Genomic DNA, 15108 nt, shown 5'->3' with positions numbered 1-15108 from the left:
ATGAGCACCACCGACACCGCCCTGTCGCCGCCGGACTACGACGTCATCATCTGTGGCGCTGGCCCGGTTGGCCTCAGCGCTGCCGCCTTGCTGCACAAACGTGGCATGTCCGCAGCGCGTATTGCGCTGATCGACGCCAAAGCCGCCGAACATGCAGCGCAAGATCCGCGCACGATTGCTCTGTCCCATGGCAGCCAGCAAATCCTGCATGACATCGGCGCCTGGCCATTGATGGCATCGGCAGTCACGTCCATCCACCAGATCCACGTCTCGCGGCGCGGGCACTTCGGCCGCACGTTGATCAATCGCGACGACTACAACCTGTCAGCGCTTGGCTATGTGGTGCGCTATGGCGCGCTGGTGAAGGCATTGACGACGGCCCTGGCATCGTCTGCCGTGACCGTCCTGCGCCCTGCAGAGGTTGCAGGGATTGAAGAACAAGGCCCGCAAGCCTCAGTGCAACTTGCCGATGGCCGCACACTCAGCGCCAATGTTGTGGTACAGGCTGAAGGCGGCGTGTTCTCGGAACAAACTGCCAAGGCGTTGCAGCGCGACTACGAACAAGTCGCCATCGTTGCCCACGTCACCAGCTCTGCCAGTATCGATCATCGTGCCTTCGAACGCTTTACCGCTGAAGGTCCGCTGGCGCTGTTGCCGCAGGATGATGGTTACGCTCTGGTGTGGTGTGTACGTCCCGAGACAGCCAAGCGTTTATTGGCGCTGGACGCACCATCTTTTCTGCGCGCGCTCGGCGAAGCCTTTGGTGCGCGTGTGGGCCGCTTTACAACCTGCAGTGCGCGCAACAGTTACCCGCTCGGCCTTAACGCTGAACCCGGCGCCTCGGCACATACGGTCGCTATCGGCAATGCTGCGCAGACCCTGCATCCGGTTGCTGGCCAGGGACTCAACCTCGGCTTGCGCGATGCGGTCGTACTGGCTGGCTCCCTCACTCGCAACGCATCAGGGACGGCAGGGCTGGCAGAATTTGCAGCCCAACGCCGTCGTGACCGCAGCGCCACCATCAAGCTGACCGATCTGATGGCGCGTGTTTTTGCCAGCGCCCCCGATGGTGCGCCTTCACAAGCCTTGCTTGGTTTGTCGCTCGGCCTGATCGATGTAGCAGCCCCCGCCAAACGCCTTCTGGCGGAACAAATGATGTTCGGTTGGCGATAAGTCTGTAGTTCAGCCGCCCGGCCCGGAAACCCTTGCAGGCAGCGTCCGGCATGAGACAATGCTGTATCGTCGCATCCCTGCGGCCCTGCCCTGAACGAATAAGACCATGAAACAAGATCCCCGCTTCCCTAATCTGTTCATCCTGAATCACCCGCTGATCCAGCACAAGCTCTCGCACATGCGCGACAAGCGTACCTCGACACGCACCTTCCGCGACCTGCTGCGCGAGATCACTTTACTGATGGGCTACGAAATCACGCGCGATTTGCCGCTGACCACCGAGTCAATCGAAACCCCGCTTGTCACTTATGACGCGCCCGTCATCGCCGGTAAAAAACTGGCCGTTGTGCCGGTGCTGCGTGCCGGCATTGGCATGAGCGATGGCTTGCTGGAGTTGATTCCATCCGCGCGTGTCGGCCATATCGGCGTATATCGCAACGACCAGCATCAGCCTGTGGAATATCTGGTGCGCCTGCCCGACCTGCAAGACCGCACCATGATCCTGTGCGATCCGATGGTGGCGACCGGCAATTCCGCCGTGTACGCCGTCGACGTTTTGAAGAAACGCGGCGTGACTGCTGAAAACATCATTTTCGTCGCGCTGGTGGCGGCGCCGGAAGGCGTACAGGTATTCCATGACGCGCATCCAGACGTGAAGCTGTACGTCGCTTCGCTGGATTCGCATCTGGATAGCCATGCCTATATCGTGCCTGGTCTGGGCGATGCCGGTGACCGGATTTTCGGCACCAAGTAATTTTTTTCGCTCCATGAAAAAAGCCGCCGGATCTGACTCCGGCGGCTTTTTTATTTCCGATAGATCAAGGCGACTTACTCGACTGCCTTGACCATATCTTCAATCACCTTCTTGGCATCGCCGAACACCATCATGGTTTTATCCATGTAGAACAGTTCGTTGTCCAGACCGGCATAACCGGCAGCCATCGAACGTTTGTTGACGATGACCGTCTTGGCTTTGTAGGCTTCCAGAATCGGCATGCCCGCGATTGGCGACTTCGGATCCTTTGCTGCCGGATTGACCACGTCGTTGGCGCCCAATACCAGCACCACGTCGGCCTGACCGAACTCGCTGTTGATGTCTTCCATTTCGAAGACCTGGTCGTAAGGCACTTCGGCTTCGGCCAACAGCACGTTCATGTGTCCCGGCATACGACCTGCCACCGGATGGATCGCATACTTTACGATCACGCCCTTGTGGGTCAGCTTCTCGGTCAGTTCCTTCAGTGCATGCTGCGCACGCGCCACCGCCAGACCGTAGCCCGGGACGATGATCACGGTTTCTGCGTTGCCCATCAGGAAAGCAGCATCGTCAGCCGAACCTGATTTGACGTTACGTTGCGCCTGCGCGCCACCTGCGACTGCAGCAGCAGGATCGCCGCCGAAGCCCCCAAGAATCACGTTGAAGAACGAACGATTCATCGCCTTGCACATGATGTACGACAGAATCGCACCGCTTGAGCCGACCAGCGAACCGGCGATGATCAGCATCGAGTTGTTCAGCGAGAAGCCGATACCCGCGGCTGCCCAGCCGGAATAGCTGTTCAACATCGACACCACCACCGGCATGTCGGCGCCGCCGATCGGGATGATGATCAGCACGCCCAGCACGAAGGCAATCGCGGCCATGATGATGAACGGCAGCCAGTGTTGCGTCAGCACGAAGATCACGCCGAAGCCGATCATCGCGACCGCCAGCAACAGGTTCAGCATGTGCTGACCGGAGAAGCTCACTGGCGCGCCCTGGAACAGGCGGAACTTGTATTTTCCCGACAGCTTGCCGAACGCAATCACTGAACCGGAGAAGGTGATCGCACCGACGAAGGTACCGATGAACAATTCAACGCGATTGCCCAGCGGGATCGCTTCGCCATGCGCGGCGATGTTGAACGCCCAAGGTTCTGCGACTGCCGCGACGGCGATACAGACTGCCGCCAGGCCGATCAGCGAGTGCATCGCTGCGACCAGTTCAGGCATCTTGGTCATCTCGACGCTCTTGGCCAGATAAGCGCCAATGCCACCGCCGACCACCACACCGCCCGCCACCAGCCAGAAGCCGATACCGGAACTGGGCATGTCGCCCTTGAGCTTGATGATCAGCGCCAGTGTGGTGACAACGGCAATCGTCATGCCGGCAATGCCGAAGGCATTACCGCGGCGCGCCGTCGATGGATGCGACAAGCCTTTCAATGCCTGGATGAAAAAGACCGAAGCGACCAGATACAACAGGGTTACCAGATTCATGCTCATGCTGATGCCCCCGCCTTGTCTGTCTTCGTCTTGGGTTCTTTTTTCTTGAACATCTCCAGCATGCGCTGGGTGACCATGAACCCGCCGAAGACATTGACCGCCGCCAGAGCAACCGCCAGCGTGCCGGCGATACGGCCGACCGGCCCTTCGGTCAGGCCAGCGGCCAGCATGGCGCCGATGATGATGATCGCCGAAATGGCATTGGTGACCGCCATGAGCGGTGTGTGCAATGCCGGCGTAACTGTCCAGACCACGTGGTAGCCGACGTAAATCGCCAGCACGAAGATGATCAGGTTGATGATGGTGTGACTGACTTCCATGTGTTTTCTCCGTTTTCTTCGACGCCGAGACGTCTTCTCTTACTGTCTTTTTTATTTACGCAGCACTTCGCCGCCCGAACACAGCAAGGTCGCCGCGACGATGTCGTCTTCGCGGTTGATGACCAGCTTGCCTTCGCCGTCGACGATAAGCTTGAGGAAGTCGAGTACGTTGCGCGAATACAGCGCCGAAGCATCGGCCGCCACCAGCGCTGCCAGATTGCCTTCGCCGATGATGTGCACGCCGTGCTTGATGACCGTTTTACCGGACTCGGACAGAGGACAATTGCCACCTTGATCAACCGCCATGTCAAGAATGACAGAACCCGGTTTCATGGCCTTGACGGTTTCTTCGCTGATCAGCACCGGTGCCTTGCGGCCCGGAATCAGCGCAGTGGTGATAATGATGTCGGCTTGCTTGGCGCGTTCATGCACCAGCTCGGCCTGACGACGCATCCAGTCGGCCGGCATCGGACGGGCATAGCCGCCGACGCCTTGGGCGATTTCCTTTTCTTCATCAGTAATAAAGGGTACGTCGAGGAATTTCGCACCCAGCGATTCGATCTGTTCCTTGACCGCAGGACGCACATCGGAGGCCTCAATCACGGCACCCAGACGCTTGGCGGTAGCAATTGCTTGCAGACCGGCAACACCGGCGCCCATGATCAGCATGCGCGCAGCCTTGACGGTACCCGCTGCGGTCATCAGCATCGGCATGAAGCGCTGATACGTATTGGCAGCCATCAGCACGGCTTTGTAGCCGGCGATGTTGGCTTGCGAAGACAAGACATCCATTGACTGCGCGCGCGTGGTACGCGGCGCGGCTTCCAGCGCGAAGGCGGTCAGCCCTGCAGCGGCCATGGCGGCAATATTGTCTGCGTCGAATGGATTGAGCATGCCGACCACCACCGTGCCGGACTTCAGACGAGCACGCTCGTCGGCGCTGGGCGCGCGCACCTTGAGGAGCGCATCGGCGGCATAAACGTCGCTTGCAGCGGCGATCGTAGCCCCGGCGGCAACATAGGCCTCGTCGGTAATGCTGGATTTGATACCGGCGCCTGACTCGACCAGCACCTCATGTTTGGCGGCGATCAGTTTTTTGACTGTTTCCGGGGTTGCCGCAACGCGTGTTTCTCCGTCCCGACTTTCGACGGGGATGCCTAGCCTCATTCAGAGCTCCTGTAGTTGTAATTTCTTACCGGAATCTTACACGTAAAATTTAGAGATCGACAACTTTGCGCAAACACCCTGTTTCGCAATGCCAACTCGCATCTTTGCCCCATCCCCTGAAGGCTTTGCTCAGCCACGGTAAAATGGCGGCTGTTGCAGGTTAAGGATAATGATGACTGAAGTATGGAAGCCCTCCGTTACTGTCGCTGCGATCATCGAGCGCGAGGGCCGTTTTTTGATGATTGAAGAGCAAGCTAGCGACGGCTTGCGCCTGAACCAGCCGGCCGGCCATCTTGATGAAGGCGAAGCACTGACTCACGCAGTGGTGCGCGAGGCGTTGGAAGAGTCCGCACACGATTTTGAACCGACTGCGTTAATTGGCATGTATATGTCGCGCAATGTATCGTCCTCACGCGCCGGTGCGGACACCACCTACTTGCGTTTTGCATTTGCCGGAAAACTGGGTGAAAAACACGACCTCCCGCTCGATACCGGTATCGTGCGCACACTATGGATGACACGCGACGAAATCGCAGCGTGTACCGAGCGCCATCGCAGCCCGCTGGTCTTGCGCTGCATTGACGATTACCTCAGCGGGCAGCGCGCGCCGCTGTCTTTACTGTACACCGACGCTAGCGTGACCACTGCTGCCGTCAAAGAAGCAATTGGAGTAGCCCATGGCTAAGAAAAAAGTCGTCATCGGCATGTCAGGCGGCGTCGACTCGTCCGTGTCCGCATGGCTGTTGAAAGAACAAGGCTACGAGGTTATCGGCCTGTTCATGAAAAATTGGGAAGACGACGACGATTCCGAATACTGCTCGACCCGCCAGGACTGGATTGATGCGGCCAGCGTCGCCGACGTCGTGGGCGTGGATATTGAAGCGGTGAATTTTGCGGCCGAATACAAGGACCGCGTGTTCGCTGAGTTCCTGCGCGAATACCAGGCCGGCCGCACGCCCAACCCGGACGTGCTGTGTAACGCCGAAATCAAATTCAAGGCCTTTTTGGATCATGCCATGCTACTGGGCGCTGATTTGATCGCTACCGGCCACTACGCGCGAGTGCGTGAGAATCCAATCGGCAAGTTCGAACTGATGAAGGCTGTCGACGCCAGCAAAGACCAGAGCTACTTCCTGCACCGTCTGAATCAGGCGCAATTATCGAAGACGCTGTTCCCGCTGGGCGAAATCCACAAGACTGAAGTACGCAAGATCGCCGAGCAACTGAAGCTGCCGAACGCGACCAAGAAGGACTCGACCGGTATCTGCTTCATCGGCGAACGGCCTTTCCGCGAATTCCTCAATCGCTATCTGTCGTACAAACCCGGCCCGATGAAGACCCCGGAAGGCGATATTGTGGGCGAACACGTCGGCCTGAGTTTTTACACGCTTGGTCAACGCAAGGGTATAGGCCTGGGCGGCATCAAGGCGCATCAGAACGCCGACGGCAACAGCGATGCCTGGTACGTGGCGCGCAAAGACGTAGAGAACAATACGCTCTATATCGTGCAAGGCCACGATCATCCGTGGCTGCTTTCGTCGCAATTGGGCGCGAGCCAGATCAGTTGGGTCGGGGGCGAAGCGCCGGACATGGAGGCATTGAGCGCCAAGACACGCTATCGCCAGGCAGATGTTCCCTGTGCATTCAGTGATGACGGCGCACGTTTCGACCTGCGCTTTACCGATCCGCAATGGGCGGTCACACCAGGCCAGTCAGCCGTGTTGTATCAGGGCGACGTCTGCCTCGGCGGTGGGATTATCGAATCGGTGTAAAACCGCTCAAATCGCGCAAAAAAACGCTCCGTCTGCCCTATGCAGCGGAGCGTTTTTTCTTTTCTGGCAACAAAATCCATTTCCCGCCATTTCTGACAGGAAAGAAAGTCGCAACAAATCATAAAAGAGCTTGCAATCTTGGATTAAATGACGAATAATCTAAATAAGAATTGTTCGCATTTAATAGGAGGTTATGATGAGCCAACTGATCGAGCACGGAACCGAACGTCGTAACAAGCCAGCCACTGCAGCAAATGGCTCCCCCATTGCGCGCATCAAGAGCCAGGATTTGTTCCGGCAGATGCGCGAGTTGGAGATCGACCATGGCGGGCGTATTTACAAACTGCGCCTGACCCAGCTGAACAAGCTGATTCTGACAGCCTGAGCCTGACCGCGTAACCCGAAAATAAAATCATCTGAAAAATTTGTATTTGAACGATGGTACAAAACCAGCCAGCCAACGGTGATGCCACAGCGTTATTCGTTAGCCAGCCAAGCTTGCCGATTAAGGAGAGTTTGATGGTTACCGAAAAAATGGATTCTGCTTTCGTAGAACCTAATAGCGCGCCGGCACAGCCAGAGCTGCTGGTTTCAGCAGTGCTGCATTTGATGTCTCACTACACTGCCAGCAATCAGGAAACCAAAAGCTGCGTCAAATTGGCGTCAGTGATTGAACGACACCTGAAAGCATTGGCGGATTTGCCGAATCTGGCTCCGGTATTGCGGGCGACCTGCCAACAATTGTCGGAACAGTGGGGCACCGTAGTGGAGCGCACCATGCCGCAACCCGAGAAATTTAACTTGTTTGCTCGCATCGTCTCAGGAGCGAGATCCATTTAAGAGCCTATACACCCAGGCGGCAAGGCGTACAATGATCGTATGTGTTTGTAACAACATTTCTGAAGGCAAGATTCATCAGGCAGTGAACGCAGGCATGACCTCCATGTCCGAGCTTCGCAAGGAGCTCGGTGTTGGCACTTGCTGCGGCAAATGCCATACCTGCGCCAAACACGTCCTGCGCGAATGCCTGAGCAATTCCCATCAAACACGCAATACAGTGCAAGGCATGGTGTTCCACGCGAACACCGCTATTGCATAAAGATTATTTATGAACGCCTTATCGCCTACTATGAGTAGCAGCTCGCCCAATGCCGTCAGCGCCGTCTGGCGTCAGGTCAGAAAAATCGGCCCGCTGGGCCTCATCATTCTGCTGCATCTTGCATTCTTCTATGCGCTGCAAAGCGGTTTGATTCATCAAGTCGCAAACGCGATTCCAAAAGAAGTCATCGCCACATTTGTCACGCCCGAGCGCGCACCAGAACCAGCCCCGCCAAAAGCACCTCCGGCGCCACCGAAGGTCGTTCAGGTTGTAAAGAAATCCGTCACGCCGCCACCACCGATTCCGGTCACGCAAGCACCAGCACCGACTGCCATCTCTGCCCCGCCGACACCGCCGCAACCCGCTGAACCATCGCCGCCTGCCGCAGCGCCGGCACCGGCTCCTGCTTCGCCGCCAGGCCCGCCGCCGCCGAAGCAAATCACGTCCGGCATCGAATACATCGAAGCACCACGTCCCAACTATCCGCCGGCGTCCAAACGGATGGGGGAAGAAGGCGTCGTGCAATTCCGCGTTCTGGTCAACACCTCGGGCAAGGCCGAAAAAGTCGATATCATCAAGGGATCGGGTTCGTCCCGTCTGGATGATGAAGCCCGCCGCGCCGTCATGCGCGCAATCTTCAAGCCTTATATCGAAGACGGCAAACCTATCGTCGTATCGGCAACCGGCGCAATCACATTCAAGCTGGACCGCTGATCACAGCGGACATGCGGAATAAAATCAGTTAATTCATTCACTACAGTCATAGAAGGAAGTCATCATGGAAGTTAGTCCGTACGGATTGGAAAGCCTGTGGGCGCAAGGGGATTTCGTCACCAAAGGCGTGGCAGTACTGCTGCTCGCCATGTCGATCGCCTCCTGGTATGTGATCGTCACCAAAGCGCTGCAACTGCTGCGTTTCCGCCGCGCCTCCGACGCTGCGGGCCATGCATTCTGGGACACCACCAGCCTGCCTGAAGGCGTTGCAACACTGGGTTCCGACAACCCATTCGCCGAAGTCGCCAAAGCCGGCGTTACTTCCATGAGCCATCACACTGCCCACAAGGGCCATTTGCACGATCAATTGTCGGTCAGCGACTGGGTTACCCTCTCTCTGCGCCAAGCCATTGATGAAGCTTCCGGCAAACTGCAGGCAGGTATGGCCGTTCTGGCTTCGGTTGGCTCGACAGCGCCGTTCGTCGGCCTGTTCGGTACCGTCTGGGGCATCTACCACGCACTGGTGTCCATCGGTACGTCCGGCCAGGCGAGTATTGACAAAGTCGCCGGTCCTGTCGGCGAAGCGCTGATCATGACCGCTCTGGGTCTGGCAGTGGCGATACCCGCAACCTTCGGCTACAACGCACTGGTTCGCGGCAACAAGACCACCATCGCTAAACTGAACAAGTTCGGCTTTGATCTGCACGCCCTGTTTGTTACCGGTGCGCGTTCTGCAACCGAGGACGCCGAAACAGGCGCCACCAAAAGCGCCAAACTGACGGCCGTCGGGAGAGCGTAATGGCGATGGGTTCCCTGTCCGATTCGGACGACGATTTCAACCCGGAGATCAATACCACTCCGCTGGTTGACGTGATGCTGGTGCTGCTGATCATCTTCATCATCACCATTCCGGTCATGAATCACGCCGTCAAGATCGACTTGCCGCGCGCGACCAATCAACCGGATGAAACCAAGCCGCAAAACATCAATCTGTCGATCGATGCGAGTGGCAAGGTGTTCTGGAACGATGAGCAGATCGACAGCAACCAGTTGAATCTGCGTATCGCCGAAGCTGCCAAAAAGCAGCCTCAACCGGAATTGCATCTGCGCGCCGAGCGTACGACGCAGTACGAGAAAGTGGCGCAAGTGATGGCAGCAGCTCAATCGGGCGGCCTGTCCAAGATTGGCTTCGTCACTGATCCGCAAGCGAAGTAATTCACTCCGAAGCTGGCGAGGCCGTCATGCTCGCTACGTCGCAGAGCCTTCATTCTTCAGGGAATGGAGGCTTTGTTGTTTTGAGGGCTGCTCTGTCAAACCCGCTTGGGACAAGCTATCCGTGCAGATGCGATAAGCCCGGTGCTGCTCCATAGAAATAAAGTAAGAATGATTCGCGCTAATTTATAGTGAAGTCCGGAATCGGCTGCGCTATGATCCGTCCGTTCACGCGGCTGGACGAGTGCGCAGATCCCCTCTGCCTACCAGCCTGTCTTCTCCCACTATTATTCTCAGAGGTTCCTATGAAAGGCGATCCAGCGGTCATTAAGCTGCTCAATGCTCAATTGACTAACGAATTGACAGCCATCAATCAATATTTTCTGCACGCCCGCATGTACAAGCACTGGGGCTTTGAAAAGATTGCCAAGAAAGAGTACGCAGAGTCCATCGGCGAAATGAAGCACGCCGACAAGCTGATCGACCGCATCCTGATGCTCGACGGCCTGCCAAACCTGCAAGCACTGCACAAACTGATGATCGGCGAAAATACAGTAGAGATGCTGGAATGCGATCTGAAGCTGGAAAAAGCAGCACACAAGACCGTCAAAGAAGGCATCGCGACTTGCGAAACCCACGGTGACTACGTCTCTCGTGAGCTGTTCCAGATGATTCTGGACGATACCGAAGAGCATATTGACTGGCTGGAAACTCAGCTCGATATCATCACAAAGATCGGTATCCAAAACTACCTGCAAACACAGATCATTGCAGAGTAATCACATCTGCCAGCCGCTCATGCGACACGGCTGACGTAAAAAAAGCGCGACTCAGGTCGCGCTTTTTGTTTGAGGCCTGGCATCAGGCCCCGCCCCGAATTATTAGTTCGGCGCGGTATCCTTGAAGGACTGGCGTTCGGACAATTTCTCGAACAAACGCAGCAATTCAGGATAATTTTCTTTCCACTGCGATTCAGGAAAACGGAAGTTCAGCCAACCCAAAGCACAGCCGACTGCGACATCCGCCAGCGAATAGTGGTTGCCAACGCAATAAGTTTTTTCACCCAGACCTGATGCCATGGATTTCAGGGATGCATCAACCTTGCTCCATTGACGCTTGATCCACTCCGGGCTTTGCTGCCTTGTCGGGCGAGCCTTCTCGAGGCGCACCAGAATCGCGGCATCCAACATACCGTCAGCCAAAGCTTCCCAGCATTTCACTTCTGCTCGCTCGCGACCGCCGGTAGGCATCAGCTTACCGACCGGCGTCAGGATATCGAGATATTCCGAAATCACGCGGGAATCGAACATGGCGCCACCGTCGTCCATCATCAGACAGGGCACTTTTCCAAGTGGGTTGAATTGCTGGATGGTCGTCGTCTCGCTCCATACATCTTCCAGAACCAGCTCGTAATCGATCTTCTTCTCCGCCATGACAATGCGAACTTTGCGAGCGTAGGGGCTTACCAGTGAGGCGATTAGTTTCATAGCAATTTTTGTAATAATCCGGCCCGATTATAGCATCGGGGACTCCCCATTAACGCCCGAAGACCTACTTGCGACGACATGCGTAATGAACCTGATTCCGTCGCCCCGCAATGGTAAAATCGCGAGTCAATGCAGTTTTGCCTCGGCTGCCGCTCTCCACCAGCGCTCCGAGTGCGAATTGCGCACCGTTGTTTCAACGCCGTTTATCCGTCATCTTCATCCTTCATCCCGTTACTATCATGTCCCTCACCGCACTTTCCGCTCTCTCCCCTCTCGATGGCCGCTACGCAGCCAAAACCGACAAGTTGCGTCCTATCCTCTCCGAGGCCGGCTTCATGCACCACCGGGTGAAAGTGGAAATTGCCTGGTTGCAAGCCTTGTCGGCAGCGGGTTTTGCCGAAATCAAGCCGTTCTCGGCAAACGCCAGCGCACTGCTGGACAAGCTGGCAACGGATTTCACCGAAGCCGACGCCGCGCGTATCAAGGAAATCGAAGCAGTCACCAACCATGACGTCAAGGCGGTTGAGTATTGGCTCAAGGAAAAAGTCAAAGACGTGCCGGAACTGGTTGCTGCGTCCGAGTTCATCCACTTCGCCTGCACCTCCGAAGACATCAACAACACGTCCCACGGCATGATGCTCAAGGCGGCCCGCGACACAGTCGTGCTGCCAGCCCTGCAAGGCCTGATCACCAAATTGACCGAACTGGCGCATGAACATGCCGCCGTGCCGATGATGTCGCGCACCCACGGCCAGCCTGCCAGCCCAACGACATTGGGCAAAGAAATCGCCAACGTCGTCGCCCGTCTGCAACGCGCCGTCAAACGCATCGCCGCCGTCGAGATCCTCGGCAAGATGAACGGTGCCGTCGGCAACTACAATGCCCACCTGTCCGCTTACCCGGAAACCGACTGGGCGGCGTTCTCCAAGAACGTCATCGAACAACGCCTGGGCCTGGTGTTCAATCCGTACACCATCCAGATTGAACCGCACGACTACATGGCTGAACTGTTCGACGCCGTGGCGCGCGCCAACACCATACTGCTGGATCTGAACCGCGACGTCTGGGGCTACATTTCGCTGGGTTACTTCAAGCAGCGTACCAAGGCCGGCGAAATCGGCTCCTCGACCATGCCGCACAAGGTCAATCCGATCGATTTCGAAAACTCCGAAGGCAATCTGGGCATGGCCAACGCCGTTCTCAAGCATTTGTCGGAAAAGCTGCCTGTTTCGCGCTGGCAGCGTGACCTGACTGACTCAACCGTCCTGCGCAACATCGGCGTAGCCTTTGGCTACGCTGTGCTGGCCTATGACAGCTGCCTGCGCGGTCTGAACAAGCTGGAAGTCAATCCTGCGCGCCTGGCTGAAGATCTGGACAATACCTGGGAAGTTTTGGCCGAGCCGGTTCAGACGGTCATGCGCCGCTACGGCATCGAAAATCCATACGAGCAATTGAAGGAACTGACACGCGGCAAGGGCATTTCGAAAGACGCCTTGCGCGACTTCATCAACGGCCTCGCCATCCCGCAAGACGCCAAGAATCTCCTGTTGGCCATGACACCGGCCAACTACATCGGCGAAGCAATCGCCTTGGCCAAAAATATTTAAGCGTAGGAGGAGATCCGGTGGAACCCCAAGCCCCCGGATCCCTCAAACAGCCCGGTAACAGATCGATTGTTAACTTAAATGGATCAGTGAAATCAGTTTTACTGACCTATTGCGAATCTCGAAAAGCCTTTATGCTGCGGCATCGCATCAAAAATGCGAGTCGGCTCATTTAACGATCACTTCAAACGATCACAAAGGAACAAGCATGGTTGCTGTGCTGTATAGAGATTGCGCCCAAGCTACCGACGTCGCCATGACGGCCGGCAGCATGCAACACCTGCTCTGCCTCAAGTAAGCACTCGCTTGCCGTCCATCTCCTCACACTTTCCACCAGCAACTGCCATGGAACGCTATACAAAACCTGCGATTTTGTTGCACTGGCTGATCGCCCTGCTGATCATTGCCGCCTTCTCTCTCGGACTGACAATGGTCAACATCCCAGGCCTGACGCCGACCAAGCTGAAATATTTTTCCTGGCATAAATGGCTGGGCGTCACCGTGCTCGCCTTCGCGTGTCTTCGCTTGCTGTGGCGCCTGACGCATGCGGCTCCAGCGTATCCGGCACAAATGCCGCGCTGGCAGCAAAGTGCGGCACATGCGCTGCATGGTTTGCTTTATATTTTGATTTTTGCGATTCCAATTTCGGGATATTTCTATAGTCTCGCCGCGGGCGTTCCCGTAGTGTATCTGGGCCTTTACCCGCTGCCGGTTTTCATCGATCCCAATCCGGAACTCAAACCCTTGCTCAAGCTGGTGCACTACTGGCTGAACATGACTTTGCTAGCCGCTTTCTGCCTGCATGTATTGGCTGCGCTGAAGCATCAATTCATCGATCGCGACGGCGTGCTTAAACGTATCCTGCCCTGATTATCTTTTTCGAGGAAATTTCATGATCCTGCGTTCTACATTGACCAGCGCTCTCGTCGTCGGCATCGTCGCCTTCAGCCTGGCTTCGTCCGCAATTGCCGCACCGCTCAAAGTTGACACCGGCAAAAGCACCGTCAGTGCCGTATTTAAACAATTGAATGTTCCGGTTGAGGCCAAATTCAAGAAATTTACTGCACAAATCGATTTCGACAGTGCCAAACCCGACGCCGCCAAAGCTAGCGTGGACATCGATATTTCCAGTTTCGACCTGGGTGACGCTGAATACAACAAGGAAGTACTGAAGAAGGAATGGTTTAACGCAGCACAATTTCCCAAGGCCAGTTTCGTTTCCAGCTCCATCAAGGCTGCTGCCGGCGCACCTGCCGGCACCAAATATGACGTCACGGGCAAGCTGACCATCAAAGGAAAAACGGCTGACGTGCGCTTCCCATTGACGGTGAAGAAAGAAGGTAATGGACAAATCTTTGACGGCGCCGTGCCAATCAAACGCCTCACATTCAACATCGGTGAAGGTGAATGGAAAGATACCGGCATGGTCGCCGATGAAGTCACCATCAAGTTTCACGTCGTAACAGCACCGTAATTCACAATAAAGCCAACTCGTTTTAACGCTCAACAGATCATTACAAAGGACTGTCCCATGAAATTTAAATTCGCCCTGATTTCCTTGCTCGCCGCCGGTGCTGCTTCGACCTCCGCCCTGGCCGCTGACGCTTACACCATCGATCCTAGCCACACCTACCCAAGCTTTGAAGCCGATCACATGGGCCTGTCTGTCTGGCGCGGCAAGTTCACCAAGACCAGTGGCACTATCACGCTGGATCGCGCCGCCAAGACTGGTACCGTCGATATCACCATCGATGCATCGTCGATCGACTTTGGTCATTCCAAACTGAACGATCACGTCAAATCCGCAGAAGTCCTGGACGCGCAAAAATTCCCTACTGCGACTTACAAGGGCACTTCGATCAAATTTGACGGCGACAAGCCGGTCGCCATCGAAGGCGAACTGACATTGCATGGCGTCACCAAGCCGGTCCAATTGCAAATCAACAAATTTGCTTGCGTTCAAAATCCGATGCTCAAGCGCGAAGTATGTGGCGCTGACGCCTCCGCGACATTCAACCGTGCCGACTTTGGCGTGACCTTCGGCGTACCACGCTTCTCGCCGGAAATAAAGCTGGCAATTCAGGTTGAAGCGATCAAGAACAACTGATTTCGCCTCCATCAGAAAGGCCGATGCATGTCATGTGCATCGGCCTTTTTTTGTTCTGCATCATATTCACGCCGGATGTTCTGCCGCATAATGGCTCGCGTTTGAAAGCGGCCACCAGTCTGATCTTGGCGGCGATGCTTCGAGCCACTCCCTGCACGCTTTTTAAAAACGCGCTAATCTAGCGCTGT

The 15108-nt window shown here is 56.1% G+C and carries 19 protein-coding genes; 15 read left to right on the top strand and 4 right to left on the bottom strand.

All coding sequences use genetic code 11. The features are described from left to right. Complete coding sequence (locus PQR63_RS13440; protein WP_408168397.1) at positions 1-1173, top strand: FAD-dependent monooxygenase; 1173 nt, start codon at positions 1-3, stop codon at positions 1171-1173. Between the two features lie 106 nt (positions 1174-1279). Further along, complete coding sequence (upp, locus tag PQR63_RS13435; protein ID WP_094565282.1) at positions 1280-1927, top strand: uracil phosphoribosyltransferase; 648 nt, start codon at positions 1280-1282, stop codon at positions 1925-1927. 74 nt (positions 1928-2001) lie between these two features. On the opposite strand, the gene PQR63_RS13430 is transcribed toward upp, so the two are convergent. From PQR63_RS13430 to PQR63_RS13420, 3 genes are read right to left on the bottom strand one after another with little or no spacing between them, the layout of a single operon-like run. Beyond that, positions 2002-3438, bottom strand: coding sequence for an NAD(P)(+) transhydrogenase (Re/Si-specific) subunit beta (locus tag PQR63_RS13430; RefSeq protein ID WP_408168396.1), 1437 nt, complete (start codon positions 3436-3438; stop codon positions 2002-2004). After that, positions 3435-3758, bottom strand: a complete 324-nt coding sequence (locus PQR63_RS13425) for an NAD(P) transhydrogenase subunit alpha part 2 (protein WP_094565284.1) — start codon at positions 3756-3758, stop codon at positions 3435-3437. Before PQR63_RS13425 ends, PQR63_RS13430 begins: the two co-directional genes overlap by 4 nt. Positions 3759-3809: 51 nt before the next feature. After that, the gene (locus PQR63_RS13420) at positions 3810-4925 is read right to left on the bottom strand and encodes a Re/Si-specific NAD(P)(+) transhydrogenase subunit alpha (protein ID WP_408168395.1); all 1116 of its coding nucleotides are present in this window, start codon (positions 4923-4925) and stop codon (positions 3810-3812) included. 172 nt (positions 4926-5097) lie between these two features. Here PQR63_RS13420 and PQR63_RS13415 point away from each other — a divergent pair, with 172 nt between their 5' ends. The 9 genes from PQR63_RS13415 (at position 5098) to bfr (ending at position 10501) form a co-directional block, all read left to right on the top strand. Beyond that, on the top strand, positions 5098-5610 hold the full coding sequence (locus PQR63_RS13415) for an NUDIX hydrolase (RefSeq protein ID WP_408168394.1): 513 nt from the start codon (positions 5098-5100) through the stop codon (positions 5608-5610). Continuing rightward, positions 5603-6697 (top strand): tRNA 2-thiouridine(34) synthase MnmA, encoded by a 1095-nt coding sequence (gene mnmA / locus PQR63_RS13410; RefSeq protein ID WP_408168393.1) that lies wholly within the window; start codon positions 5603-5605, stop codon positions 6695-6697. The genes PQR63_RS13415 and mnmA overlap by 8 nt, the downstream gene beginning before the upstream one ends. Before the next feature lie 196 nt (positions 6698-6893). Continuing rightward, the gene (gene hemP / locus PQR63_RS13405; RefSeq protein ID WP_408168392.1) at positions 6894-7082 is read left to right on the top strand and encodes a hemin uptake protein HemP; all 189 of its coding nucleotides are present in this window, start codon (positions 6894-6896) and stop codon (positions 7080-7082) included. Positions 7083-7216: 134 nt separating this feature from the next. Next, on the top strand, positions 7217-7537 hold the full coding sequence (locus tag PQR63_RS13400) for a hypothetical protein (protein ID WP_408168391.1): 321 nt from the start codon (positions 7217-7219) through the stop codon (positions 7535-7537). A gap of 31 nt (positions 7538-7568) precedes the next feature. Further along, positions 7569-7796 (top strand): (2Fe-2S)-binding protein, encoded by a 228-nt coding sequence (locus PQR63_RS13395; RefSeq protein WP_408168390.1) that lies wholly within the window; start codon positions 7569-7571, stop codon positions 7794-7796. A gap of 9 nt (positions 7797-7805) precedes the next feature. Further along, a complete protein-coding gene (locus PQR63_RS13390) occupies positions 7806-8510 on the top strand; it encodes an energy transducer TonB (RefSeq protein WP_408168389.1) in 705 nt (234 codons plus the stop codon). A 64-nt stretch (positions 8511-8574) separates the two neighbouring features. Beyond that, entirely contained in the window at positions 8575-9309 is a 735-nt protein-coding gene (locus PQR63_RS13385) for a MotA/TolQ/ExbB proton channel family protein (protein ID WP_408168388.1), read from the top strand. Continuing rightward, a complete protein-coding gene (locus PQR63_RS13380) occupies positions 9309-9725 on the top strand; it encodes an ExbD/TolR family protein (protein WP_094565293.1) in 417 nt (138 codons plus the stop codon). Before PQR63_RS13385 ends, PQR63_RS13380 begins: the two co-directional genes overlap by 1 nt. Positions 9726-10027: 302 nt before the next feature. Beyond that, positions 10028-10501: a bacterioferritin gene (gene bfr / locus PQR63_RS13375; protein WP_408168387.1), complete on the top strand. Its 474-nt coding sequence runs from the start codon at positions 10028-10030 to the stop codon at positions 10499-10501. Between the two features lie 102 nt (positions 10502-10603). On the opposite strand, the gene PQR63_RS13370 is transcribed toward bfr, so the two are convergent. Beyond that, a complete protein-coding gene (locus PQR63_RS13370) occupies positions 10604-11209 on the bottom strand; it encodes a glutathione S-transferase N-terminal domain-containing protein (protein WP_094565295.1) in 606 nt (201 codons plus the stop codon). A gap of 239 nt (positions 11210-11448) precedes the next feature. Here PQR63_RS13370 and purB point away from each other — a divergent pair, with 239 nt between their 5' ends. From purB to PQR63_RS13350, 4 genes are all read left to right on the top strand, one after another. Further along, complete coding sequence (gene purB / locus PQR63_RS13365; RefSeq protein WP_408168386.1) at positions 11449-12816, top strand: adenylosuccinate lyase; 1368 nt, start codon at positions 11449-11451, stop codon at positions 12814-12816. Positions 12817-13158: 342 nt separating this feature from the next. Continuing rightward, on the top strand, positions 13159-13683 hold the full coding sequence (locus PQR63_RS13360; protein WP_408168385.1) for a cytochrome b: 525 nt from the start codon (positions 13159-13161) through the stop codon (positions 13681-13683). 22 nt (positions 13684-13705) lie between these two features. Next, positions 13706-14287: a YceI family protein gene (locus PQR63_RS13355; RefSeq protein ID WP_408168384.1), complete on the top strand. Its 582-nt coding sequence runs from the start codon at positions 13706-13708 to the stop codon at positions 14285-14287. Positions 14288-14344: 57 nt separating this feature from the next. Next, positions 14345-14920: a YceI family protein gene (locus PQR63_RS13350; protein WP_408168383.1), complete on the top strand. Its 576-nt coding sequence runs from the start codon at positions 14345-14347 to the stop codon at positions 14918-14920. Positions 14921-15108: the final 188 nt, after the last annotated feature.

Origin of the sequence: Herbaspirillum rhizosphaerae, from assembly GCF_046025915.1 — a bacterium.
GTDB lineage: Bacteria > Pseudomonadota > Gammaproteobacteria > Burkholderiales > Burkholderiaceae_D > Herbaspirillum > Herbaspirillum rhizosphaerae_A.
Note: the sequence above shows the minus strand (reverse complement) of the source record. Positions and strands in the feature narration are given on the sequence as shown.

Coding starts and splice junctions, on each gene's coding strand:
- PQR63_RS13440 (WP_408168397.1), top strand. CDS start 1: ATGAGCACCACCGACACCGCCCTGTCGCCGCCGGACTACGACGTCATC.
- upp (WP_094565282.1), top strand. CDS start 1,280: ATGAAACAAGATCCCCGCTTCCCTAATCTGTTCATCCTGAATCACCCG.
- PQR63_RS13430 (WP_408168396.1), bottom strand. CDS start 3,438: ATGAGCATGAATCTGGTAACCCTGTTGTATCTGGTCGCTTCGGTCTTT.
- PQR63_RS13425 (WP_094565284.1), bottom strand. CDS start 3,758: ATGGAAGTCAGTCACACCATCATCAACCTGATCATCTTCGTGCTGGCG.
- PQR63_RS13420 (WP_408168395.1), bottom strand. CDS start 4,925: ATGAGGCTAGGCATCCCCGTCGAAAGTCGGGACGGAGAAACACGCGTT.
- PQR63_RS13415 (WP_408168394.1), top strand. CDS start 5,098: ATGACTGAAGTATGGAAGCCCTCCGTTACTGTCGCTGCGATCATCGAG.
- mnmA (WP_408168393.1), top strand. CDS start 5,603: ATGGCTAAGAAAAAAGTCGTCATCGGCATGTCAGGCGGCGTCGACTCG.
- hemP (WP_408168392.1), top strand. CDS start 6,894: ATGAGCCAACTGATCGAGCACGGAACCGAACGTCGTAACAAGCCAGCC.
- PQR63_RS13400 (WP_408168391.1), top strand. CDS start 7,217: ATGGTTACCGAAAAAATGGATTCTGCTTTCGTAGAACCTAATAGCGCG.
- PQR63_RS13395 (WP_408168390.1), top strand. CDS start 7,569: ATGATCGTATGTGTTTGTAACAACATTTCTGAAGGCAAGATTCATCAG.
- PQR63_RS13390 (WP_408168389.1), top strand. CDS start 7,806: ATGAACGCCTTATCGCCTACTATGAGTAGCAGCTCGCCCAATGCCGTC.
- PQR63_RS13385 (WP_408168388.1), top strand. CDS start 8,575: ATGGAAGTTAGTCCGTACGGATTGGAAAGCCTGTGGGCGCAAGGGGAT.
- PQR63_RS13380 (WP_094565293.1), top strand. CDS start 9,309: ATGGCGATGGGTTCCCTGTCCGATTCGGACGACGATTTCAACCCGGAG.
- bfr (WP_408168387.1), top strand. CDS start 10,028: ATGAAAGGCGATCCAGCGGTCATTAAGCTGCTCAATGCTCAATTGACT.
- PQR63_RS13370 (WP_094565295.1), bottom strand. CDS start 11,209: ATGAAACTAATCGCCTCACTGGTAAGCCCCTACGCTCGCAAAGTTCGC.
- purB (WP_408168386.1), top strand. CDS start 11,449: ATGTCCCTCACCGCACTTTCCGCTCTCTCCCCTCTCGATGGCCGCTAC.
- PQR63_RS13360 (WP_408168385.1), top strand. CDS start 13,159: ATGGAACGCTATACAAAACCTGCGATTTTGTTGCACTGGCTGATCGCC.
- PQR63_RS13355 (WP_408168384.1), top strand. CDS start 13,706: ATGATCCTGCGTTCTACATTGACCAGCGCTCTCGTCGTCGGCATCGTC.
- PQR63_RS13350 (WP_408168383.1), top strand. CDS start 14,345: ATGAAATTTAAATTCGCCCTGATTTCCTTGCTCGCCGCCGGTGCTGCT.